Raw genomic sequence first — 21,062 nt, 5'->3', positions numbered from 1 at the left:
CGCCTACTTCCAGCGGGCGAGGAGTTCGTTCGCGCGGACGGCCAGGGCGGCCTGCAGCAGCGGGCCGAAGCTGACCCGGCCCACGCCGATGGACGCGTAGTTCGCCTTCTCGCCGCGCACCGGATCGGCAATCGCGTTGACGGGCAACGGCAGTGCCGACGTCAGCTGCCGATACACCTCGTCGCTGTGGAACCCGACCGGGTACAGCACGTCCGCCCCCGCCTCCGCCGCCAGGGTCAGCCGGGCGATGGCCCGCTGGACACGGTCCGCCTCGTCGCCGACCTGCTTGATGAACAGGTCGGTGCGCGCGTTCACGACCACGTGGATACCCACCGCGTCCGCGGCGCGACGCAGCCCGCCGACGAAGTCCGCGTGCTCCTGCGCCTCACGCAGCCGACCGCCCTCGCTGTGCACTGTGTCCTCGATGTTCAGGCCCACCGCACCGACCTCGACGAGGCCGTCGATCAGCCGCCGCGGGTCGAGGCCGTAACCCGACTCGATGTCGACGGAGACCGGCAGGTCCACCGCCGCGGTGATCTGCGCGACCCGGGTCGTCAGCTCCGCGAACGTCATACCCTCGTTGTCGGGCTTGCCGACCGAGTCGGCGACCGGGTGACTGCCGACGGTCAGCGCCGCGAAACCGGCCTCGGCGGCCAGGTTCGCCGACCACGCGTCCCAGACGGTCGGGAGGATCACGGGATTGCCGGGCTTGTGCAGTGCCAGCAGGGTGGTTGCCTTCTCGGTGATCGATGCCATGGTGGTTCCTCGCCTCGTGGAGTGTCGCGTACATCGTGGCACGCCGACGCACCTCGCCCCATCCTTCGAATCACGACATTTCCGTTAGCGTCGACAAATGCCCGTCGACATCCGCACTACCGTCGCCTCGCTCGCCGCACTGCTCGGCGCGGCCCTGGCGGCCTTCGTACTGACCACACCGCCCGGCGGGCACTGGTCGGTCTACGCGTCCGACCGTCAACTCGACAGCTGGCTGGCCGCGCAGCCAACCGGTGTCGCGGTCGGCGCGGTGGTCGCGGTGGTTGCCTGTGTGCTCCTGCAGCGCAGCGGTTCTCGTCGCCTCGGCTGGTCGGCGGCGACACTGGCCGTCGTGGTCCTGATCGGTGCACGGGTCGCGGTCCCCGCCTCGACGAGCTTCGACGCGCTCACCGCGCTGCACTACCTCAAGACCGCCGCCGCCGGAGTACTGCTCGGATCGGTGGTCGCGACTTCGTGGGGCGGTCGGGCCGGGCAGTGGGCGACGGCCCTCGGCGCGATCGCGGGATTCCTGTCGGTGCAGGTGTCCGGGATGGCGACGTTGACGTTCACCACCTCGTCGATCGGGGAGCCGTCCTGGTGGCTGCTCTGGCCCGCAGCGGTTCTCGCGCTCGCGAGCGCGGTTACCGCCGACGCCGGGATGCGGATTCAGCGGGTGGGTGGACGGGACGCGGGCGGCGCCCTGCTGACGATCGTCGCGCTAGCGGTGGTGAACCGACTGCAGCTGTCGTGGATCAACCAGCAGGACAACCACTCCCGACTGCACCTCGGGGTCGTCATCGGGGTCGCAATGGTGGTCGTACTGGTGGCCATCGAGGTGTGCGCGCGACTGGTCGAGCGCGAGTCCGGCGGCGGCGGGTTCCTGTTGGCGACCACCGGCGTCGCGGCGGCCGCGATGCCGGTGCTGGTGGACCTGCGCTACCCGTTCCGGGACGTCGGACCGTGGCCCGCGATCGCGGTGGCGGCGGTCGCGGTGGCGGTCGGGCTGCGACTGTCGGCGCGGTGGCGGACACCGGTCGTCGGGCTCGGGGTGGCGGGACTGGTCCCGCTGGTGGCCGCGATCTGGCCGGACTTCGGGCACGACGGACCGTGGCTGCTGGTGCGACTCGGGGTGATCGGCGTCGGCGCGGGCCTGGCGGTCGGGTCGACGCTGCCGGGACTCGCAGCGGTCGCGGCCGCGGGGTTGGCGATCCCGTTCGTGTCGATGGTGTTCTCTGCCGCGGCGACCGCCGTGACGAGCACCTTCACCTACAGCGGCTCGTACGAACCGCTGCGCGGGGCCACAGCACTCGTCCCGGACTCGGTGGGTCGCGACGACTTCGGATGGACCGCCTACAGCGACTTCTTCGACTACCCGCACTACGACCACCGCAGCGCCGGCATCGCACTGGCCGTCGCGGTCGCCTTCTGCGCGTTCGGGATTCGCGGCCTGCTACGGTCGCAGCCGACGCAACCCCCAGAGGGAGGGCAGCAGGACGAGCCCGGTCACTAGCAACACCAGGGCGGCCTCGGTGAGCTGGAACCGCCGGAACTGACTGTCGGCGTGGTACCGGACCTCGAGGTGGTCGGCGCCCTGGCCGCGCAGGCAGTCGGTGAAGGCCCGCTGCTGTTCCTCGAACAGTTCGTCGCTGCGGGCCTCGTACTCGGCGACGGTCTCGTCGGGACGACCCTCGACGTAGTCGACGGCGTAGGCCTGCTCGCACGACGCGTAGTCGACCGCCACCGGGTCGCCCGCCGTGTTCACGTAGCCCGAGCCGATCGTCCACCCCGGGAACGACGCACCGCTGGACGCGTAGGCCACGTATTGCGCGCTCCCGTCGAGCGGTCGGGCCTCGATGCTCGCCGGTGCGTAGTGCGGACGCGCCCCGACCTGCAGTCCGACCATGCCCGCGGTCGCGACGATCAGCGTCAGCACCATCGCCCCCACCGTGTGCCGGATCACGAGCGCGAACGCGCTGCCCAGGATCAGCGCGAAGAGTGTGTAGGTGCCCGCGGTCGCCCCCGATGCCGGGAAGAGCGGAAACTCGAGACGCGAGTAGTCGAACGGCGATCCGCTCACGTACCCGAAATTGCCTCGGGGCGCGGCCGATCGGGTCCACTCCAACACTGCCCCGAGCACCGCCATCGCGACACTGATCGGTACGAACACCACCAGCACCCGCATCCAGAACCACCGAGACCGGCTCACCGACTGGGTCAGCCCGAGCACGTGGGTGCCCTGCTCGATGTCACGGGAGAACGCCGTCACCCCGACGATCACACCGAGCAGGACCGGCAGCACCGCCGCGAGCACCGCCGTCGCACTGAGCGCCGACTCGGCCCGGCACACCGTCACCGACGTGCCGTAGCACCCGAAGAAGGTGCCGAACGCCCTGGCGCCCTCGGCATTCCGAACAATCGACCCGCAAGCGAACGTCGCGACGGCGAGCAGTGCGATCACCGTCGTCGCCACGACGAGCGTGGTCCGGTACCGCCGCCACGTCACCCAGATCATGCGACCTCCTCCGGCGCGGCCAGATGAGCCAGCACGATGTCGTCGAGGCTCGCGGCCTCGGTGAGCCAGTCGCCGCCGGCCGCTGCGCGCGGCCCCCGGACGAGATGCGTTCGACCTCCGGGCCGCGTCTCGACCACCTCCCCGGCGCCGATGACGGTGGCCGGGTCACCGGAGCCGATCAGGAGGTAGTGCTCGGCGAGCAGGTCGTCGAGGGCCCCGGACAGGCGAATCCGGCCGTGGCCCAACACCAGCAACCGGTCGGCCATCTCGTCGACCTCCGCCAGCACGTGCGAGGAGAGCAGGACGGCGGTGCCCCGCTCGGCGACGTCTGCCATCAGTGTGCGCGCGACCGCTTTGCGGGCCAGCGGGTCGAGGTCTGCGAGCGGTTCGTCGAGCAGCAGCACCTCCGGCCGCCTTCCGAGGGCGAGGGCGAGCGCGACCCGGGTGCGCTGGCCGGGCGAGAGGGTCTTGACCCGTGCTTCCTCCGGCACGTCCGCGTCCGCGACGAGGCCTCGCGCGTAGTCGTGATCCCAGTGGGAGTTGGCGTGCTCGCCGAAGCGGAGCATGTCGGCGACGGTGAACGACCGGTACAGCGGCTTGTGTTGCGCCACATAGGCCAGGCCCGGGCTGATGCCCGCGCGACTGCGGGCGTGTCCGAGCACCGCGACCTCGCCCGAGTCCGCCGCGAGCATCCCGACCGCGATCGACATCAGCGTCGACTTGCCCGCCCCGTTCGCCCCGACCAGCGCGGTGACGCTCCCGCGGCCGACCTCGAAGGTGCAGTCGTGGAGCGCACTCCTGCCCCGAAAGCTCTTGTGCACGCCCCTCATCGACAGCGCGGTCATCGACCCTCCCCAGTTTCGTAGCCGAACTCCGCATCCAGCGCGGCGGCCGTCAACGCCTCGAGGTCGCCGCGGTCCAACCCGGTCGCGACGGCGTGCCCCACCCACCGCGCCAGTTCGGACTCGAGCGCCACCCGCTCGGCCATGCCGGCCTTGGCGAGGGAGCGAATCACGAAGGTGCCCAGTCCCGGTCGCGCCTCGACCAGGCTGTCGTGTTCGAGCTCCCGGTAGGCCTTGTGCACGGTGTTGGGGTTGATGGCGAGCGCGCCGACGACGTCCTTCGCGGTGGGCAACCGGTCCCCCGGCGCGAGATCTCCCCGGCGCAGGGCCTGCTTGACCTGCAGGACGAGCTGAACGTAGGTGGGGATACCCGAACCGCGGTTGATCCGGAAGTCCATCTCACCCACCTTTCACTAGTGAAGTAGTGAAAGGTCAGGGTCACACGGTCGCCGAACGAAAGTCAAGGGTCGGTAAACCGACGGGGACTACCGCCGCACGCAGGCGGCCTTGGCCTCCTCGACCTGCTCGTCGGTCAACGACGGCGCGGACAGCGGTGTGCGCGCCGCGCCCTCGGCCCGCATCCCGTCGAGCACCAGCCCGAGGTAGCGGCGCCATGCCTCGGGCGCGACCGGCCGCGTGAAGTCGATGACGGACTCGATCATCCGACTGACGGTGAACAGGTCGTTGACCGTGACGTCCGGGCGAAGTTCGCCGGCGTCCTGGGCCCTCACGATGAGGGCGTCGACGATGGGCGTCACCCGCTCGCGCGCGCACGCGATCTGTTCGCGACCGTCGTCGGAGGTGAAGAAGACGTCACCCATGCCGCGGTTGAGCGCCATCCGCTCGCAGGTGAGGGCGACGAATTCGACCAGACCGTCCCACGGATCCGCGCACTGCATCGCCCCGGTCGCGGCATCGACCATGTCGTCCATGTGCTGCTGGAACACCCCGTCGACCAGTTCCTGCTTGCAGGTGAAGCGGCGATAGACGGTGCCGACTCCGACCTTGGCGTGCCGCGCGACGTCGTCGAGGGTGATGTCGATGCCGCGGGTGGCGAACAGGTCCGCCGCGGCGTCGAGAATCTTGCGGCGATTGCGCTCGGCGTCGGCCCGCAGCCGGCGCCCTCCTGTGACGGTGCTCACGATATTCATTCTGCCATCCCAGAAATTGCGACATACCCGGACAAACCGCACCGCTCCTGAAAATTAAGTGGAGACATGCCCTCCACTTAGGCGTACGGTGACCTAAGTGGAGCTTACTCCTCCGCTTCCAATCGATCTCGTGCACCGAAACCCGACCCACGTCGAAGGGGTTCCACTCATGACCACCACCACACTCGACCGCCCGGAGGCGGCCCCGGGTTCGACCGAAAGGGAACACCGCCTGCGCTGGTTCGTCATGGCGGTCATCGCCTTGGCCCAGCTGATGGTCGTGCTCGACGCGACCATCGTGAACATCGCACTGCCCGCCGCGCAGAAGTCGCTCGAGTTCTCCGACGGCGACCGGCAATGGGTGGTCACCGCCTACGCGCTCGCGTTCGGCAGCCTCCTGCTGCTCGGCGGCCGACTCTCGGACCTGTTCGGCCGTCGCAACACCTTCGTCATCGGCCTCGTCGGCTTCGCTACGATGTCCGCGGTCGGCGGTGCCGCGGTGAACTTCCCGATGCTCGTCGCCGCGCGCGCCGGCCAGGGCGTCTTCGCGGCCCTGCTCGCCCCAGCCGCACTGTCCCTGCTGGCGACCACCTTCACCAAGCCCGACGAGCGAGCCAAGGCGTTCGGCATCTTCGGCGCGGTCGCCGGCGCCGGCGGCGCGGTGGGACTGCTGCTCGGCGGCATGCTCACCGAGTGGACCTCGTGGCGCTGGAGCATGTACGTCAACCTGATCTTCGCGGCCGTCGCGTTGGTCGGGGCGTTGACGATGATGGCACCGCACAAGGCCGAGCACCGACCCAAGCTCGACCTCCCCGGCACCATCTCGGTCTCGGCGGCGCTGTTCAGCATCGTCTACGGCTTCTCGCACGCCGAGTCGCACGGCTGGTCCAACCCGGCCACCCTCGCCTGGCTGGTCGCGGGCGCGGTCCTGCTGGCGGTGTTCGTCGTCATCGAGACCCGCGTCGCGCACCCGTTGCTGCCGCTGCGCATCGTCCTCGACCGCACCCGCGGCGGGGCCTACCTGGCGATGTTCATCGCCGGAACCGGCATGTTCGCGGTGTTCCTGTTCCTGACCTTCTACATGCAGACCGTGCTGCAGTACAGCCCGATCGTCACCGGAGTGGCCTACCTTCCGATGGTGGTGGGCATGGTCACCGCGGCAACAACCTCGACAGCGGTGCTGCTGCCGCGGATCGGGCCGCGGCCGCTGATGAGCACCGGCCTGGCCATTGTCGCGATCGGCATGGTCGTGCTCACGCAATTGACGGTCGACAGCACCTACGCCCTGCACATCCTGCCCGGCCTGGTCCTGGTCGGTTTCGGCATGGGCATGGTCTTCGCTCCCGGCATGCAGGGCGCGATCACCGGCGTTGACCCCGAGGACGCAGGAGTGGCCTCGGCGACTGTCAACACCATGCAGCAGGTCGGCGGCTCGATCGGTACCGCACTGCTGAGCACCATCGCCGCGACCGCCGCGTCGAACTACCTGTCCGGCACGGTGCCGACCCCGCAGCTGCAGGCACTCGCCGCGGTACACAGCTACACCACCACCTTCTGGTGGGCGGCCGCGATCTTCGCCGCGGGGGCAGTGATCTCGGTGTTCCTGCTGCCCGGCGGCAAGCTGCCCGCACCCGCCGAGGGCCAGGAGGGTCAGCTCGCGATGGCCCACTGAGCCCGCCCGGTCCGACGACGGCGACCACGTCCCCACACCCGTGGCGGACGTGGTCGTCATTCGGATCAGGAGCCGGACCGGGAGTGGTCGCCTGCGGGGCGACGGGGCACTCGCACAGTTCGTCCGGTTCGTTCTCGTCGGCGGGTCGAGCAACATCACGCGAGCGATCCTGGTCGTCGCGGTGAGCGCCGGTGTCGGTGTGTTCCGGTTTCTCGCACTGCGTGGCTGGGTGTTCTCGTAGGGACCCGGCCGGACAGTCCCTGGTCGCGAGGAGCAGACCTCGTCAGTCGTCCGTTGCTCACCCGCCGCCGACGCCGGCGAGGAAGTGATCCAGGCACCGCTCGGCGATCGCGGTGATCGTCAGCGACGGGTTCACCAGCCCCACCGACCCCGGGATCAACGCACCGTCGACGACGTAAAGGTTCTCGTACCCCTCGACCCGGCCCTCGTAGTCGCAGGCCTTACCCATCACCATCCCGCCGAGGCCGTGATAGGTCGACGCACTGCCGAACCCGGCCAGCCGGGTGTACACCGGAATCCCGTTGGCGGGGAAGCCGTGTGCGACGTCGGCCCGGTCGTGAAACGTGCCCGCGAACCGTCGCGCCCGGGTGTCCAGGTCGCTGCCCTCACCGAAGGGATAGTTCAGCTCCGCCTGCCCGGTCGCGACGTTGTAGTCGATCGAGCCGCGATCCCGCGTGATGGCCTGGATCAGGTTGGTGCTGGTGTTTCCGCCCGCGATGTCCGGGAACGGCGCAGCCTGCCAGGACATCGAGATCGGCCCGTCAGGGAACTCGTCGTCGTAGAGCAGCGCCACACCCGGCCCGGCCTGCTTGCTGCCGTACTCGCGGTGAGTGAGAGTCCGCGAGATGAGGAAGTCGCCGTTGTTGCCGAATCCCTTGCCAGCGTGCTCGTTCAGCCGCGGCAGCCAGCCCTTCGCCTTCGCGGTGACCATCAGCGCGCTGGTGTGGAACGACCCGGCCGCCACGAACAGGTAGTCCGCGACCAGGCGCTTGGTCTCGAGCACCGTCCCGTACTCGTCGATGTGCCGGGCGGTGACCTCGAACTTGGTGCCGCCCTCCACTTCCCGCATCTCGATCACCTCGTGCAGGGGCAGCACGGTGACGTTCCCGGTGGCCTCGGCGCGCGGCAGGTAGTTGTGGTCGACGCTGTTCTTCGCACCGGAGTTGATGCCGTACGGGCCCTCGCCGACCGTCACCGACGGTCGCCGGGTGCCCGCGAGCTCGGCCCGCACCAGGTCCCAGTCGACGCAGAAGTCGTGAAAAGTGGGCGTGCCGCCGAAGTCCGCGACGTCGGCCAGCCAGGACCGCGCACCCACGTACTTCGGGTTCGCCAGCAGGTCGGCGGGCAGCGGCGAGGTGCCCAGCATCGCCCGAGCCCGCGGGTAGTACACCCGGTCCAGTTCGCCGTAGTCGATCTGCCGGGGGAAGATCTGTTCGAAATCCTGCCTGCGCGGCTGCGGGGTGTAGGCCCCGAACACCAGCGACCCGCCGCCGACGCCCGCCCCGTAGACCGCGTTGATGCCGTTGCCGTTCACCTGGTCGACCACCCCGGCGTAGCGCTGAATCGGCTGGAACTGGGTGAGCGGGTTGATGTACGGCCGGTCGCTGAACCACGCCGACCGCCCGTCCGGCGCGTCGAGCGTGGCGAAGGTGTTGCCCGCCGGGTCGATCGGCCATCGACGACCACGCTCGACGACGGTGGTCTCGATGCCCGCGAGTCCGAGCCGCAGCGCCGAGACCGCACCCGCGAACCCGCTGCCGATCACGATCGCGGTCCTGCCGCCGGGCGGCGCGGCCTGTGCCGCAGCGGTGTGGGTGGCGAGCGGGCCGAGCGCCGCGGCGCCAAGGCCGAGCGCGGCACCGCGCAGAACGGTACGACGGGACAAGCGAGGCGAGTCCATCTCCGGAATCTAGCCCTCACCGCCGCGGGCGGGAGGGGGAATCGTCAGGCGCCCGCGCCGTCCACGAACGCAGTGTCGAGCACCCGCCTGCCCCGCGGGCTCACTTCTCGGGACGGATCACATTCCCCAGCAGAGGCCGCCGGGATGGTTGAGGCAGCTGCCCGGATTGAGCTTGAGGTAGACAGCCAAGAGGAGATCGTTGGCGACGTCACTGGATCCGGCCGCCTCGGTGGATCCGGCCACGGAAGTGACGCCGAGGGAACCGGCGGTCACGGTGGATTCGGAGGGGGTGGCGCCCGCAACGCCAGATCCAGCGGCGAGGCCACCGGCGAGCACGGCCGACGCGACGACCATGGATGCGATACGACCGATCGTTGGACCGCGCATGTATCAAGCTCCGTTCAGCAGGTGATCAGATGGGGACGCGTCGCAAGCGAGGCTTTCGCCGATCCTGAATACGCTGTCGCGTCACCCTACTGCCCACAAGCCGGTCCGATACACGAATCCATATATGCTGCGGCACTAATCAATTCGCTAAACACAATGAACAGCTCGGTGCCCGGCACCGCGTGGACCCGAATCGCCAAACCCGCCTGACTCACCACATCGTTCGACCGAATGTCACCTTCATTCACTGGGCTGACTGAGCGGATGTGACATTCGGCCGTCTCGAAGGAGGTGACCGGATGCTTCCGCGAATGTTGCACCCCTCCAGCATGTCTCGACAGCCGCCATGCCACAGGCCGGGCCGGTCACCCATCAGGCGCAGGGCGGCCTCGGTCCAGTGCCGTTGGCGTCCATCCGCGTCGGTGACCCTTGCCGCGGCGACCTCGATTGTCAGTCCACCAGGCCGAGGGCCCGCAGCCGCTCGAACACCAGCCGCGAACCGGGGGCCGACTCCGGCATCGCCGCGTACTCGTCGGTGGTGAAGTAGCGGAGCTCCGCGATCTCACTGGTTGCGGTCGGCTCGGTGGTCAGGTCCGCGAGGTAGCAGGTCATGTGCAACCGGGTGCCCGGCGGATGCCCGAACGCCTCGGCCTCGAACACCCCCAACGTCTCGAGCGTCCCGGCCACGATCCCGGCGTCGAGTTCCTCGCGAATCTCCCTGTGCAGGGCCTCTTCCGGGCTCTCCCCGGGGTCGATCTTCCCGCCCGCCATGTAGAAGGCGGACTTGCCCGCGGACCGCGCCTGCAGCATCCGGCGGCCGCGAATGTGGGCGAGGGCGACGGTCCTGATCTCGGCCATCCCCACAGGCTACAGGCGCCGACACGGCCGAAGCCGCCTCCGACCGGCGAGTTCGCATCCCCTAAACTGGACTCCGGTCGCCCGGGTACTCCCGGGCGTATCGACACCCCGCCGCCACCCGAAACACGACACGACGGAGTGCCCTTTGCTCACCATTTTGTTCGCCCACGCGATCGCCGCCGTCCTGGCGCCGCTTGTCGTGCGAGCAATGGGGCGCAACGCATTCCTCCCACTGTCGCTGGTGCCGCTGGCCTCCCTGGTCTGGGTGATCCGGAACTGGGGCACCGAGCAGTCCCTGCACATCCAGTGGGCGCCCGCCCTGTCGATGGACATCGACATGCGCTTCGACGCCCTGGCCGCGATCATGTCGGCGCTGGTCCTCGGCATCGGCAGCCTGGTCCTGGTCTACTGCTCGCGCTACTTCACCGACGACGAACCGCGCCTCGGCATCTTCGCCGCCGAGATGGTCGCGTTCGCGGGCGCCATGTTCGGCCTGGTGACCAGTGACAACATGCTGATCCTCTACACCTTCTGGGAACTGACCACGATCCTGTCGTTCCTGCTGGTCGGTCACTACGCCGAACGCGCGACGAGCAGGCGCGCCGCCACCCAGGCCCTACTCGTGACCACCGCGGGCGGCCTGGCGATGCTCGTCGGGTTCATCATCCTCGGCCAGGTCGGCGGCAGCTACCGGATCTCCGAACTGCTCGCGGACCCGCCCGGCGGCTGGCTCGCCGGCATCGCCGTGGTGCTGGTGCTGATCGGTGCGCTGTCCAAGTCCGCGATCGTCCCGATGCACTTCTGGCTGCCCGGCGCGATGGCCGCCCCGACCCCGGTCAGCGCGTACCTGCACGCCGCCGCGATGGTCAAGGCCGGCGTCTACCTGGTCGCGCGGCTCGCGCCCGGCTTCGCAGACTCCGGCCCGTGGCGGATCACCGTCATGACCCTCGGCCTCGCCACCATGCTGCTCGGCGGGTGGCGGGCCATGCGCGCGTTCGACCTGAAACTGATCCTGGCGTTCGGCACCGTCAGCCAACTCGGCTTCCTGGTCACCCTGGTCGGGACCGGCAGTCGCGACGCCGCCCTGGCCGGCATGACGCTGGTCGTCGCGCACGCGATGTTCAAGGCCGCGCTGTTCATGGTGGTCGGCATCATCGACCACACCACCGGCACCCGCGACCTCCGCAAACTCGCGCACCTCGGGAAGCGTGCCCCGGTGCTGTGTGCGGTCGCGATCGCCGCGGCGGCGAGCATGGCCGGGCTGCCGCCGTTCCTCGGGTTCGTCGGCAAGGAGGGCGCACTGGAGGCGATCGCGACCACCGACGTGCTCGCACCACCGGTCCGCGTGCTGGTTCTCGCCGCGATCGTGGCCGGCTCGATCCTCACCGTCGCCTACAGCGTCCGCCTGATCTGGGGCGCGTTCGGCCGCAAGCAGCTCAGCAGCCCGAGCCCTGCGGTGGCCGGCATGCACCCGGCCGGGCCGCTGTTCATGTTCGTGCCGACCCTCCTCGCCGCCGGCGGACTCGCGGCCGGCCTCGCCGCCCCGGTCATGGACCGACTGCTCACCCCGTACTCGCGGACCCTGCCGGCGGGCGAGCACGCCGACTATCACCTCGCGCTCTGGCACGGCTTCGGCCTCGCGCTCTGGCTGACGGTCCTCGTGATCGCCGGCGGTGTCGCGCTGTACTTCGCCCACCGCCGGATCAGCAGGCTGCGCTTCGAGCACTCGCCACTGGGCAACGCGGACCGGATGTACGACGCGACGCTGCGGGCGATGGACACCCTGTCGATGCGCCTGACCGGCACCACCCAGCGCGGTTCGCTGCCGCTGACCCAGGCATCGATCCTCGTCACCCTCGTGCTGCTGCCGACGATCCTGCTGATCCTCGGCACCGACACCGGAATCTCCCTGCGCCTGTGGGAGTCGCCGATCCAGTTCGCGGTCGGGCTGATCATGATCGCGGGCGCGCTGGCCGCGACCGTGATGCGCAACCGCCTGGCAGCCGTCATCCTGGTGGGCGTCACCGGCTACGGCTGCGGCGTCATCTTCGCCCTCGACGGCGCCCCGGACCTGGCACTGACCCAGTTCCTGGTGGAGACCCTGACGCTGGTGATCTTCGTGCTGGTGCTGCGCAAGCTGCCCGCCGAGATCGACGAACGGCAGTCGGTCGGGTTCAAGCTGCCCCGCGCACTGCTCGGCATCGCGGTCGGCCTGACCGTCACCGTCATCGGCGCCTACGCGATGAACGCCCGCAGCACCGACCCGATCGCTCTGCAGCTGCCCGACCTCGCGTACCACCTGGGCAACGGCAAGAACGTGGTCAACGTCCTGCTGGTCGACATCCGCGCCTGGGACACCCTCGGCGAGATCTCGGTGCTGCTGGTCGCCGCGACCGGCGTCGCGTCGCTGGTGTTCCGGAACCGCCGGTTCGGCAGCGCACCGCGCGTGTCCGACGCACCGGGGGCCGAGGACGCCGCGTCGAGCTCGGAGACCACCTGGCTGCGCGGGGGCGATCTGATCGACCCCCGGCACCGGTCGTTGGTCCTCGAGGTCACCACCCGGATGATCTTCCCGACGATGATGGTGCTGTCGGTGTACTTCTTCTTCTCCGGCCACAACGCGCCCGGCGGCGGGTTCGCCGGCGGCCTGACCGCGGGCCTGGCGCTGGTGCTCCGGTACCTGGCAGGCGGACGGTACGAACTCGGCGAGACGGTCCCGATCGACGCCGGCAAGATCCTGGGCCTCGGTCTGATCTTCTCGGCGGGCACCGCGCTGGCATCGCTGTTCCTCGGCGCACCCGCGCTGTCCTCGGCCACCCTCGAGGTCACCCTCCCGCTGCTCGGGCACATCAAGATGGTGACCGCGATCTTCTTCGACCTCGGCGTCTACCTGATCGTCGTCGGCCTCGTCCTCGACGTGTTGCGCAGCCTCGGCGCGCGACTCGACGCGGAGGTCGAGACCGCACCCGCCCGGAGCGCCGGCGGACCGGAGGTGACGACACGATGAACGCGAACCTCGGCTTCCTGGTCGTGGTCGGCATCCTCGTCGCGTGCGGGGTGTACCTGCTGCTCGAACGCAGTATCACCAAGATGCTGCTGGGCCTGCTGCTGTTCGGCAACGGCGTGAACCTGCTGATCCTCACGGTCGGCGGGCCGCCCGGCAGCGCGCCGATCGTCGGCCGGTCCAATGCCGTCTACGACAGCATGGCCGACCCGTTGGCGCAGGCGATGGTCCTGACCGCGATCGTCATCACGATGGGCATCGCCGCGTTCGTGCTGGCCTTGGCGTACCGGTCCTACAAGATCAACACCAAGGACGCCGTCGACAACGACCCCGAGGACACCAAGGTGCTGCGTCGGCGGTCCCCCGCCGAGGCCCCGGACCACGACCGCTCCGACGACCCGATCACCGGCGACTCCACCTTCAGCGGTGACGCCTTCGACGACAAGGGCAACCCCATCCCCCTCGAACAGCTCACCAACCTCGAAGACCTCGAGGTGTACGAGGACCTGCGCGAAGGCGACTTCGACGAGTTCGACCCGGACGGCGACGACCCGGTGCGGACGCCGGGCGGTGACCGCCGGTGACGCTGCCCGACATCAGCACGCTGACCCCGCTGCCCGTGCTCATCCCGATGCTGGCCGCCGCCGTGACCCTGGTCGGCGGGCGCAAGCCCCGGTTCCAGCGCGCGGTCACCATGCTCGCGCTGGTGCTCGGACTGATCGTGTCCTGCGCGCTGCTCTACCTCGCCGACCGGGACGGCATCTCGGCGCTGCAGGTCGGTGGCTGGGACTCGCCGATCGGGATCACCCTGGTCGTGGACCGGCTGTCGGCGATCATGCTGGTCGTCTCGTACATCGTGCTGCTCGCCGTCATGGGCTTCGCGGTCGGGCAGGGCATCCACGACGGCACCGAACGCCAACCGGTGTCGATCTTCCTGCCGACGTATCTGGCCCTGACCGCGGGCATCTCCAACGCGTTCCTCGCCGGGGACCTGTTCAACCTGTACGTCGGGTTCGAGGTGCTGCTCGCCGCGTCGTTCGTGTTGCTGACCCTCGGTGCCAGTGCCGACCGGGTGCGCGCCGGTGTCTCGTACGTGATGGTCTCGATGGTCTCGTCGCTGATCTTCCTGGTCGGCATCGCGTTCGCGTACGGCGCGACCGGCACGCTGAACCTGGCCCAGATGGCGCTGCGCCTGGACGACATCCCGACCGGCACGCGGACCGCGATCTTCGGCGTGCTGCTCGTTGCGTTCGGCATCAAGGCCGCGGTGTTCCCGCTGTCGACGTGGCTGCCCGACTCGTACCCGACCGCGCCTGCGCCGGTTACCGCGGTCTTCGCCGGCCTGCTCACCAAGGTCGGTGTGTACGCGATCATCCGGGCACACTCACTACTGTTCCCGAACGGCGAACTCGACAACGTGCTGATGGTGTGCGGCCTGCTGACCATGGTGGTCGGCATCCTCGGCGCGATCGCCCAGTCCGACATCAAGCGACTGCTCTCGTTCACCCTGGTCAGCCACATCGGGTACATGGTGTTCGGCATCGCCCTGTCCACCGAGCAGGGGCTGTCCGGCGCGATCTTCTACGTCGCGCACCACATCCTCGTGCAGACCACCCTGTTCCTGGTGGTCGGGCTGATCGAACGGCAGGCCGGCTCGTCCTCGCTGCGCCGGCTCGGCGGGCTGGCCGCGGCGAGCCCGGTGCTGGCCATCGTGTTCCTGGTGCCCGCGCTGAACCTGGGCGGCATCCCGCCGTTCTCCGGGTTCATCGGCAAGATCGCGCTGCTGCAGGCCGGCGCCGCGCACCCGAGCGTGCTGTCCTGGGTGCTGGTCGCGGGCGGCACCGTCACCAGCCTGCTCACCCTGTACGTGGTGGCCCGGGTCTGGACCAAGGCATTCTGGCGGGCGCGCGCCGACGCCCCCGAGGGCGACCTGGCCGACGTCAGCCCGTCCGCGCTGATCGACGAGTCCGAGGAGGACATCGCGTTCGACGACCGCGCCGACGTCGGGAAGATGCCCATGCTGATGCTGGTGCCCACCATCGCGCTGGTCGCGGTCGGGATCGCCCTGACCGTGTTCGCCGGCCAGATCATCGACATCACCGACCGGGCCGCGGTGGACCTGCAGGACCGCTCGATCTACATCGACGCGGTGCTCGGCCCCGGCCACGGCGAGACGCCGACCGCGGCGGGAGGTGGCCGGTGAACCGCGAACGCGTGGTCCGGGTCGGGGTGCTGATCTGGCTGACCGTCGTCTGGGTGCTGTTGTGGGGAAACGTCTCCGTCGCGAACATTCTCGGCGGCCTCGGCGTCGGACTGCTGATCATGGCCCTGCTGCCACTGCCGCGGGTGCCGGTCGAGGGACGTATCCACCCGTGGTCGATCGTCAAGCTGGTCGGACTGTGCATCGTGTACGCCGCCCAGTCCAGCGCGCAGGTCGCGTGGCTCGCGGTGCGGCCCGGTCCGGCCCCGATGACCGGGGTGTTGCGGTGCCGGCTCGCGATCAAGTCGGACCTGGTGCTGACCCTGTGCATCGACGTGCTCAACCTGATCCCCGGCACCATGGTGCTCGAGGTCGACCAGGTCAAGCGGACCGTGTACGTGCACGTGCTGGACGTCGGCACCGACAAGGCCGTCGACCAGTTCTACCGCACGGTGCGCCAACTGGAGCGGCTGTTCATCGCCTCGTTCGAGCGGGACGACGAGTGGCAGCCCTCGCCCTGGCACGAGCACAACCCCGCCTTCGACCCCACCGCCAGGGAGGACCAGCCATGACGACAGTGCTCGTGATCGCCGGGGTGATGCTCTCCGTCGCCGCGGTGATGACCTCGTACCGGCTGCTCGCCGGCCCGGCCACGCTGGACCGGCTGGTCGCGATGGACACCCTGGTCGCGGTCGCGATCTGCGGGCTGTCCGTGTGGGCGGCGTTCAGCATGGACACCACGCTGGTACCGGCCATCGTCGCACTGTCCCTGGTCGGCTTCGTCGGCTCGGTGTCGGTGGCCCGCTTCCGGGTGCGTGACGACCAGTGAGCGCCGTGCTGGACGTCGTCGCCGCCGTCGCGATCCTGCTCGGCGCGCTCCTCGCCATGACCGCCGCGATCGGGATCGTGCGCTTCCCGGACACCCTCTCGCGCATGCACGCCGCGACCAAGCCGCAGGTGATCGGCCTGGTGCTGGTGCTGATCGGCGCGGTGATCCGGCTGCGCGGCAACGTCGACATCTGGATGCTGATCCTGGTCGGACTGTTCACCTTGCTGACCGCGCCGGTGATCGCACACACCGTCGGTCGGGTGGCGTACCGGGAGCAGCGCGGCCGGGACGGGTTGGGAATCGTCGGGGAGCTCGAGCGCCCCGACGAGCGCGAGTAGTCGCGTCGCGAGCTAGTCGTTTTCACACGATTTCGACACGGAACCACATCACAACGACTAGCTCGCGGAGACTCAGATCGGCAGGTCGGTCGCGCCCCCGGCCAGCAACGCCGACGCCACCCGTTCGAGCAGTTCGTCCGGGTGCCGCACGACCAACTCCTTCGTTGCGACCACCACGTCCCAGCCGAGGCGACGAATGCTGTTGCGACGCCTGACGTCCCGGGCGTACCGGTCGCGCTCACGGTGAAGGTCGCCGTCGTACTCGAGCACCACCCGATACTCCGGCCAGGCCATGTCCACCTGGGCGACCAGCCGGCCCCTGTCGTCCACGAGAAGGAACTGGGTGTCCGGTTTGTCGAATCCCGCGCGCACCACGAGTAGTCGAGTACGGGTCTCCCACGGCGACTCGGCACCCCGCGGGAGATCTGCCATGGCGTCACCGATTGCAGCAGGGTCGACCGTCGGATCGGACCGAACGGCGGCTTCGATTCGTGGCCCATCGCGGCAACCTAGCCGCGCGCTAGTCGTTTTCAGGCGATCTTCGCAACAATTCCTACCAGAACAACTAACTCGCGACGGGAGCCGGCTCCTGAGCGCGTTGCCCGCCCCAGCGCCCCAACGCGGACTCCGGGGCCGCGAAGAAGCTCGCATAGAACGCGACGGACACACCGACGAGCAACCCGAGGATCAGCGGCGCCGAGATCACCGGGTACGCCGCGATCGGGACGGCCAGGTACCGGTAACTCGCGAGCAGGGCAGCGAACGCGACCGCCCCGCCGACCACCAGCCGCACCCGGAACCGGCCCCAGCCCCGCTCGGGGTCGCGCAGCGCCGACTCGAGGGTCAGGCACAGCACTGCGCCGGCGACGAGGTCGACGCCGTAGTGGTAGCCGAAGCCGAGTGTCGCCATCAGCGTGCACGCCAGCCAGAAGGCGCCACCCCAGCGCAGCCACCGCGGACCGCGACGGGAGTGGATGAAGATCGACATCGCCCAGGCGGTGTGCAGGCTGGGCATGCAGTTGCGCGGCGCGGGGCTGTCGAACACGAACGACGACGGGTCGGTCCCGGTCGGCACGATGGTCGGCCACAGGTTGGCCAGCTGGGAGCCGTCGCCCGCGGTGCCGTACGCGAAGTCCGGCCCGACCACCGGGAACAGCAGGTAGAAGATCGGGCCGATCAGCCCGATCGCGAGGAAGGTCCGCACCAGGTAGTGCGACGGAAAGCCGTTCCGGAGCTGGTAGAGCGCGACCACGATCGCGGCGACCGGCAGCTCGATGTACACCCAGTGCAGCACGCCGTAACCGACACTGCCGAGCGCGTCGACGACCTGCCCCATCACCCACGACGGGCTGCCCAGCGCCCGATCGGCCAGCTCGACGTACTGGTCGAGCACCGCCGGCCGCGTCATCACGGTGATCTGCAGCCAGACGTCCCCGACCTTCGTCGCGACGATCAGCAGGGCGCCGAGCGCGACGCCGCGCAGGGCGCTCGCGCGACGCTCCCCCGCCCACCGGACGGCGGCGACCACACCGATCCCGGTGAGCACCAGGGTCGGTCCGTTACCGATCGCCACCGGACCGTCGGCCGCCAGCCGGCCGACCAGGAACGCCACGTCCAGTCCCAGCGCCGCGCCGAGCGCGAACAGCCGCTGCCGGTTGGTCAGCCCGACCAGGGCGAGCGCCAGTCCGGCCCAGGGCACGGACATCGATTTGGGGGTGCCCACGAAGTCCCGGGCGAGCGACTCCAGCGGACCCTCGAATCCGTTGTTCGATGCCACGACCTGAAGTGCGACCAGCACGGCGACGAACACGACGACGGCAATGGTGACCAGGGTCGGGCGGCCGTTCCGGGACGGTCGCCACGGCGCAGCGGCGGGCGAGTCGTCGATCAGCACCTGTACATAGTAAACGGTGCGTGAACAGGGACTTAACTGTCGAGCTCACGCACGAGCGCGTCGACGACGGCGGTCAGGTCGCCGTCCGCGGCCGCCGCGACCGCGCGCTGGCGTTGGTACGACGCGCCGCGGCGCGGGATGTCGGCGACCGCGGCCAGCTCGTCCGCGCAGCCGAGCTCGCGCGCGATCGGCTGCAGCTGCTCGAGCAGGTCGTAGAGGTCCTCGGTCACGAGGCGCTCGTTGCTGTCGGCGTCGAGGATGATCTCCGCGTCCAGTCCGTACCGCGCGGCCCGCCACTTGTTCTCCTGCACGTGCCACGGCGGCATCCCCGGCAGCTCCAGTCCCGCGTCGAGCTGCCTGTCGAAATGCACGACCAGGCAATGGGTCAGCGCGACGAGTGCGCTGAGTTCGGCGGCCGTGGAGACACCGTCGCAGACCCGCACCTCGATCGTGCCCCACTGCGGCGCCGGGCGAATGTCCCAGTGCAGCGCGCCGAGTCGCTCGATGACACCGGTCTTCATCTGGTCGTGCACGAATCCCTCGAACTGAGACCAGGTTTCGAACTGGAACGGCAGTCCGGCGGTGGGCAGTTGCTGGAACATCAGCGCGCGGTTGCTGGCGTACCCGGTATCGACGCCCGCCCACATCGGCGAGGACGCCGACAGCGCGAGCAGGTGCGGGTACTTGACCAGCAGCGCGTTGATGATCGGGAAGACCCGGTCCACCGAGGACACCCCGACGTGCACGTGCACTCCCCAGATCAGCATCTGGCGACCCCACCACTGGGTGCGCTCGATCATCTCGTCGTAGTGCGGGTTCGGGGTGACCTGCTGCGCGGACCACTGCGCGAACGGGTGAGTGCCCGCGCACATCAACTCGACGCCCTCGCGGGCGGCGGCGCGGCGCAGCAGTCGCATGGTCTCGTCCAGGTCGTCCATCGCCTCGGCGGTGGTCGCACAGATCCCGGTGACGAGTTCGACGGTGTTGCGCAGGAATTCCTTGTGCAGCCGCGGCGGCGTCGCCCCGGCGAGGGAGTCGGCGGCGGCCAGCACCTGGGCGGCGGAGTTGGAGAGGTCGCGGGTGGTCGGGTCGACCAGTGCGATCTCCCACTCGACGCCGATCGTGGGCCGGGGTGAACCGGCGAAGTGGACTGCCACAGTGCAGATCCAACCACAGCGAACGCACCGACGCCGCGACCGGGAACTGGCATGTGGCCAGCATCTCGACGGTCACGGCGTCGGGCACGACAACGCGGCGGCGGGCGCCGCGCGGGCGACTACTTCAGGACTGCACAGGCGACGCGAGCACCGGCGTCACCGGTCTTCATCGTCTCCTCGTCCGGCCCGCCGGGGGCGTACCGGGCCGGGATGTTGCCGAAGTTGTCGGCGCCGGCGTGCACGACGATCGCGGTGCCCGCGCCGTTGTTGCGCAGCTCCTCGATGGTGATCGTGTCGGTGGTGGTCATCAGGTCCGCGGAGCCGTCCTGACGCACCTGCAGCGAGGCGAGGTCGCCGCTGGACGGGTGGCCGGTGTGGCCCGAGGCCTGGAAATGTCCACCCGCGGAAAGGAAGTCGCCGGGCGCGCCGCCGGTGGGGGCCACCGAGTTGGTCTCGCACTTGCCCACCGAGTGGACGTGCAGTCCGTGGAAGCCGGGGGTGAGACCGTGCGCGGACACGGTGACCACCAGGTGGTCGCCGGACTGCACGAAGCTCACGGTGCCCGCCGCGTCGCCGTGCGAGTCCTTGAGCGGGGAGGTGATCCGGTCGGCGGCGGAGGCGCCCTCACCGGGGCCGCCACCCGAACCGGGGGCACCGGCGGGCGCGGGCACGCCGGTCCACACGGCAGGCGTGGTGCCGGGAACCGAGCTCGGCTCCTGGCCGTTGCTGCAGGCGGTGAGGCCAACGGCCGCGATCGCGACCATCGGGGCGACGACGCGCCAGGACACGCGGCCGGCAGTGTTCGTGTCGCGTCGGGTAAGCAAGGCCATCAAACCGCTCCTTCGAGATGGGGCTGAAAGTGCTCTGATCATAGCCAGCCGGGCGATCCGGCCGACCGGTGGTCTACGACGCCCGATAGTTGACCACGCGGCCCCCTGCCCGACCGTCGAATCCCTAGGGCGAGGTGACGATCACGATGACGCCCGGCGAGGACGACTGGATCCCCGAGAAGCGCGGCTCCGCGGTGACACCCAACTTCGACGCGATCTCGACCGCCGCCTGCTTCTCGGCGGCGGAGGACGTCGAGTAGAAGACGGTCGTCTTGGCGACGTTCCCGGTGCTGTAGTTGCCGGTCTCGGACACCGTCCAGCCGTCGGACTCGAGCGTGCTCGCGGTCTGCGCGGCGAGACCGCTGACGGTGCTGTTGTTGAACACCCGTACCGACACGGCCGACTTGTCGACGGTCGAGGCGGAGGCGACTGCGCTCGACGCGGCCGTCGTCGGGGAGGCCACGGGCGCCGTGGTCGGGACGGTCGGCCGTGCCGAGGCGGCGGGACTGTTCGGACTCGCCTTGACGGGCGCCACGCTGGGGACGACCTCGGTCGACTGCGAATCGGAATCCGAGCCGGACAGGGCCATCGCGCCGATGCCCGCGAAGGCGATCGCGAGCGCGATGAGGACCATCGCGAGCGCGCGAAGCGGCGGTCCTGACGGTGCAGGCTGCGGGGTACTCACGCCATTGACCTTAGAGGCCGCGGAGTCAT

Annotated in this window: 22 protein-coding genes; 9 read left to right on the top strand and 13 right to left on the bottom strand. The window is 69.7% G+C overall.

The genetic code is table 11. From position 1 onward, the window contains the following. Nucleotides 1-3: 3 nt before the first annotated feature. Nucleotides 4-756 (bottom strand): isocitrate lyase/PEP mutase family protein, encoded by a 753-nt coding sequence (locus FK531_RS11680; protein WP_142099384.1) that lies wholly within the window; start codon nt 754-756, stop codon nt 4-6. A 97-nt stretch (nt 757-853) separates the two neighbouring features. On the opposite strand from FK531_RS11680, the gene FK531_RS11675 reads away from it, so the two are divergent. After that, nucleotides 854-2,263 (top strand): hypothetical protein, encoded by a 1,410-nt coding sequence (locus FK531_RS11675; RefSeq protein ID WP_142099382.1) that lies wholly within the window; start codon nt 854-856, stop codon nt 2,261-2,263. Here the strand turns inward: FK531_RS11675 and FK531_RS11670 are convergent. The 4 genes from FK531_RS11670 to FK531_RS11655 all read right to left on the bottom strand — a co-directional run bounded on the left by FK531_RS11670 (nt 2,204) and on the right by FK531_RS11655 (nt 5,258). Continuing rightward, nucleotides 2,204-3,265, bottom strand: a complete 1,062-nt coding sequence (locus FK531_RS11670) for an ABC-2 membrane transporter-related protein (protein WP_142099380.1) — start codon at nt 3,263-3,265, stop codon at nt 2,204-2,206. The genes FK531_RS11675 and FK531_RS11670 overlap by 60 nt on opposite strands. Then, nucleotides 3,262-4,110, bottom strand: a complete 849-nt coding sequence (locus FK531_RS11665; RefSeq protein ID WP_142099378.1) for an ABC transporter ATP-binding protein — start codon at nt 4,108-4,110, stop codon at nt 3,262-3,264. Before FK531_RS11665 ends, FK531_RS11670 begins: the two co-directional genes overlap by 4 nt. Beyond that, nucleotides 4,107-4,505 carry a GntR family transcriptional regulator gene (locus FK531_RS11660; protein WP_142099376.1) on the bottom strand — a complete coding sequence of 133 codons (399 nt, stop codon included), beginning with the start codon at nt 4,503-4,505 and terminating at the stop codon, nt 4,107-4,109. Before FK531_RS11660 ends, FK531_RS11665 begins: the two co-directional genes overlap by 4 nt. An 87-nt stretch (nt 4,506-4,592) precedes the next feature. Next, complete coding sequence (locus FK531_RS11655; protein ID WP_142099374.1) at nt 4,593-5,258, bottom strand: TetR/AcrR family transcriptional regulator; 666 nt, start codon at nt 5,256-5,258, stop codon at nt 4,593-4,595. A gap of 169 nt (nt 5,259-5,427) precedes the next feature. On the opposite strand from FK531_RS11655, the gene FK531_RS11650 reads away from it, so the two are divergent. Both FK531_RS11650 and FK531_RS11645 read left to right on the top strand, forming a co-directional pair. Continuing rightward, on the top strand, nt 5,428-6,930 hold the full coding sequence (locus FK531_RS11650; RefSeq protein ID WP_142099372.1) for an MFS transporter: 1,503 nt from the start codon (nt 5,428-5,430) through the stop codon (nt 6,928-6,930). A gap of 49 nt (nt 6,931-6,979) precedes the next feature. Then, complete coding sequence (locus tag FK531_RS11645; RefSeq protein WP_142099370.1) at nt 6,980-7,171, top strand: hypothetical protein; 192 nt, start codon at nt 6,980-6,982, stop codon at nt 7,169-7,171. A 57-nt stretch (nt 7,172-7,228) separates the two neighbouring features. Here the strand turns inward: FK531_RS11645 and FK531_RS11640 are convergent, their stop codons facing one another. The 3 genes from FK531_RS11640 to FK531_RS11630 all read right to left on the bottom strand — a co-directional run bounded on the left by FK531_RS11640 (nt 7,229) and on the right by FK531_RS11630 (nt 10,096). Then, nucleotides 7,229-8,851, bottom strand: coding sequence for a GMC oxidoreductase (locus tag FK531_RS11640; protein ID WP_142099368.1), 1,623 nt, complete (start codon nt 8,849-8,851; stop codon nt 7,229-7,231). A 117-nt stretch (nt 8,852-8,968) separates the two neighbouring features. Continuing rightward, entirely contained in the window at nt 8,969-9,238 is a 270-nt protein-coding gene (locus FK531_RS11635) for a hypothetical protein (RefSeq protein ID WP_142099366.1), read from the bottom strand. 450 nt (nt 9,239-9,688) lie between these two features. Next, nucleotides 9,689-10,096, bottom strand: coding sequence for an NUDIX hydrolase (locus tag FK531_RS11630; RefSeq protein WP_142099364.1), 408 nt, complete (start codon nt 10,094-10,096; stop codon nt 9,689-9,691). Between the two features lie 145 nt (nt 10,097-10,241). On the opposite strand from FK531_RS11630, the gene FK531_RS11625 reads away from it, so the two are divergent. Genes FK531_RS11625 through mnhG form a run of 6 tightly spaced genes read left to right on the top strand, consistent with a single transcriptional unit; the run spans nt 10,242 to nt 16,467 of the window. Further along, complete coding sequence (locus tag FK531_RS11625) at nt 10,242-13,103, top strand: Na+/H+ antiporter subunit A (RefSeq protein ID WP_142099362.1); 2,862 nt, start codon at nt 10,242-10,244, stop codon at nt 13,101-13,103. Continuing rightward, the gene (locus tag FK531_RS11620; RefSeq protein WP_142099360.1) at nt 13,100-13,684 is read left to right on the top strand and encodes a Na(+)/H(+) antiporter subunit C; all 585 of its coding nucleotides are present in this window, start codon (nt 13,100-13,102) and stop codon (nt 13,682-13,684) included. Before FK531_RS11625 ends, FK531_RS11620 begins: the two co-directional genes overlap by 4 nt. Beyond that, nucleotides 13,681-15,303 carry a Na+/H+ antiporter subunit D gene (locus FK531_RS11615; protein WP_142099358.1) on the top strand — a complete coding sequence of 541 codons (1,623 nt, stop codon included), beginning with the start codon at nt 13,681-13,683 and terminating at the stop codon, nt 15,301-15,303. The genes FK531_RS11620 and FK531_RS11615 overlap by 4 nt, the downstream gene beginning before the upstream one ends. Then, entirely contained in the window at nt 15,300-15,872 is a 573-nt protein-coding gene (locus FK531_RS11610; RefSeq protein ID WP_142099356.1) for a Na+/H+ antiporter subunit E, read from the top strand. The genes FK531_RS11615 and FK531_RS11610 overlap by 4 nt, the downstream gene beginning before the upstream one ends. Then, nucleotides 15,869-16,129 carry a monovalent cation/H+ antiporter complex subunit F gene (locus FK531_RS11605; RefSeq protein WP_142099354.1) on the top strand — a complete coding sequence of 87 codons (261 nt, stop codon included), beginning with the start codon at nt 15,869-15,871 and terminating at the stop codon, nt 16,127-16,129. Before FK531_RS11610 ends, FK531_RS11605 begins: the two co-directional genes overlap by 4 nt. Continuing rightward, nucleotides 16,126-16,467: a monovalent cation/H(+) antiporter subunit G gene (gene mnhG, locus FK531_RS11600; RefSeq protein ID WP_142099352.1), complete on the top strand. Its 342-nt coding sequence runs from the start codon at nt 16,126-16,128 to the stop codon at nt 16,465-16,467. The genes FK531_RS11605 and mnhG overlap by 4 nt, the downstream gene beginning before the upstream one ends. A 72-nt stretch (nt 16,468-16,539) precedes the next feature. On the opposite strand, the gene FK531_RS22365 is transcribed toward mnhG, so the two are convergent. The 5 genes from FK531_RS22365 to FK531_RS11575 form a co-directional block, all read right to left on the bottom strand. After that, nucleotides 16,540-16,899, bottom strand: a complete 360-nt coding sequence (locus tag FK531_RS22365; protein WP_181762916.1) for an endonuclease domain-containing protein — start codon at nt 16,897-16,899, stop codon at nt 16,540-16,542. A gap of 133 nt (nt 16,900-17,032) precedes the next feature. Further along, the gene (locus tag FK531_RS11590; RefSeq protein ID WP_142099348.1) at nt 17,033-18,361 is read right to left on the bottom strand and encodes a phosphatase PAP2 family protein; all 1,329 of its coding nucleotides are present in this window, start codon (nt 18,359-18,361) and stop codon (nt 17,033-17,035) included. A 32-nt stretch (nt 18,362-18,393) separates the two neighbouring features. Continuing rightward, nucleotides 18,394-19,518 carry a glutamate--cysteine ligase gene (locus FK531_RS11585; protein WP_142099346.1) on the bottom strand — a complete coding sequence of 375 codons (1,125 nt, stop codon included), beginning with the start codon at nt 19,516-19,518 and terminating at the stop codon, nt 18,394-18,396. Between the two features lie 119 nt (nt 19,519-19,637). Then, nucleotides 19,638-20,348 (bottom strand): superoxide dismutase[Cu-Zn], encoded by a 711-nt coding sequence (sodC, locus tag FK531_RS11580; protein ID WP_142099344.1) that lies wholly within the window; start codon nt 20,346-20,348, stop codon nt 19,638-19,640. 124 nt (nt 20,349-20,472) lie between these two features. Continuing rightward, on the bottom strand, nt 20,473-21,033 hold the full coding sequence (locus FK531_RS11575; RefSeq protein ID WP_142099341.1) for a LytR C-terminal domain-containing protein: 561 nt from the start codon (nt 21,031-21,033) through the stop codon (nt 20,473-20,475). Nucleotides 21,034-21,062: the final 29 nt, after the last annotated feature.

It is taken from the genome of Rhodococcus spelaei, assembly GCF_006704125.1.
GTDB classification, from domain to species: domain Bacteria; phylum Actinomycetota; class Actinomycetes; order Mycobacteriales; family Mycobacteriaceae; genus Rhodococcus_G; species Rhodococcus_G spelaei.
The sequence above is the reverse complement of the archived record's forward strand: the minus strand, read 5'-3'. Positions and strand labels throughout refer to the sequence as shown.

Excerpts from the sequence above, each read along its gene's own strand:
- FK531_RS11680 (WP_142099384.1), bottom strand. The coding sequence starts at position 756 with ATGGCATCGATCACCGAGAAGGCAACCACCCTGCTGGCACTGCACAAG.
- FK531_RS11675 (WP_142099382.1), top strand. The coding sequence starts at position 854 with ATGCCCGTCGACATCCGCACTACCGTCGCCTCGCTCGCCGCACTGCTC.
- FK531_RS11670 (WP_142099380.1), bottom strand. The coding sequence starts at position 3,265 with ATGATCTGGGTGACGTGGCGGCGGTACCGGACCACGCTCGTCGTGGCG.
- FK531_RS11665 (WP_142099378.1), bottom strand. The coding sequence starts at position 4,110 with ATGACCGCGCTGTCGATGAGGGGCGTGCACAAGAGCTTTCGGGGCAGG.
- FK531_RS11660 (WP_142099376.1), bottom strand. The coding sequence starts at position 4,505 with ATGGACTTCCGGATCAACCGCGGTTCGGGTATCCCCACCTACGTTCAG.
- FK531_RS11655 (WP_142099374.1), bottom strand. The coding sequence starts at position 5,258 with ATGAATATCGTGAGCACCGTCACAGGAGGGCGCCGGCTGCGGGCCGAC.
- FK531_RS11650 (WP_142099372.1), top strand. The coding sequence starts at position 5,428 with ATGACCACCACCACACTCGACCGCCCGGAGGCGGCCCCGGGTTCGACC.
- FK531_RS11640 (WP_142099368.1), bottom strand. The coding sequence starts at position 8,851 with ATGGACTCGCCTCGCTTGTCCCGTCGTACCGTTCTGCGCGGTGCCGCG.
- FK531_RS11635 (WP_142099366.1), bottom strand. The coding sequence starts at position 9,238 with ATGCGCGGTCCAACGATCGGTCGTATCGCATCCATGGTCGTCGCGTCG.
- FK531_RS11630 (WP_142099364.1), bottom strand. The coding sequence starts at position 10,096 with ATGGCCGAGATCAGGACCGTCGCCCTCGCCCACATTCGCGGCCGCCGG.
- FK531_RS11620 (WP_142099360.1), top strand. The coding sequence starts at position 13,100 with ATGAACGCGAACCTCGGCTTCCTGGTCGTGGTCGGCATCCTCGTCGCG.
- FK531_RS11605 (WP_142099354.1), top strand. The coding sequence starts at position 15,869 with ATGACGACAGTGCTCGTGATCGCCGGGGTGATGCTCTCCGTCGCCGCG.
- FK531_RS22365 (WP_181762916.1), bottom strand. The coding sequence starts at position 16,899 with ATGGCAGATCTCCCGCGGGGTGCCGAGTCGCCGTGGGAGACCCGTACT.
- sodC (WP_142099344.1), bottom strand. The coding sequence starts at position 20,348 with ATGGCCTTGCTTACCCGACGCGACACGAACACTGCCGGCCGCGTGTCC.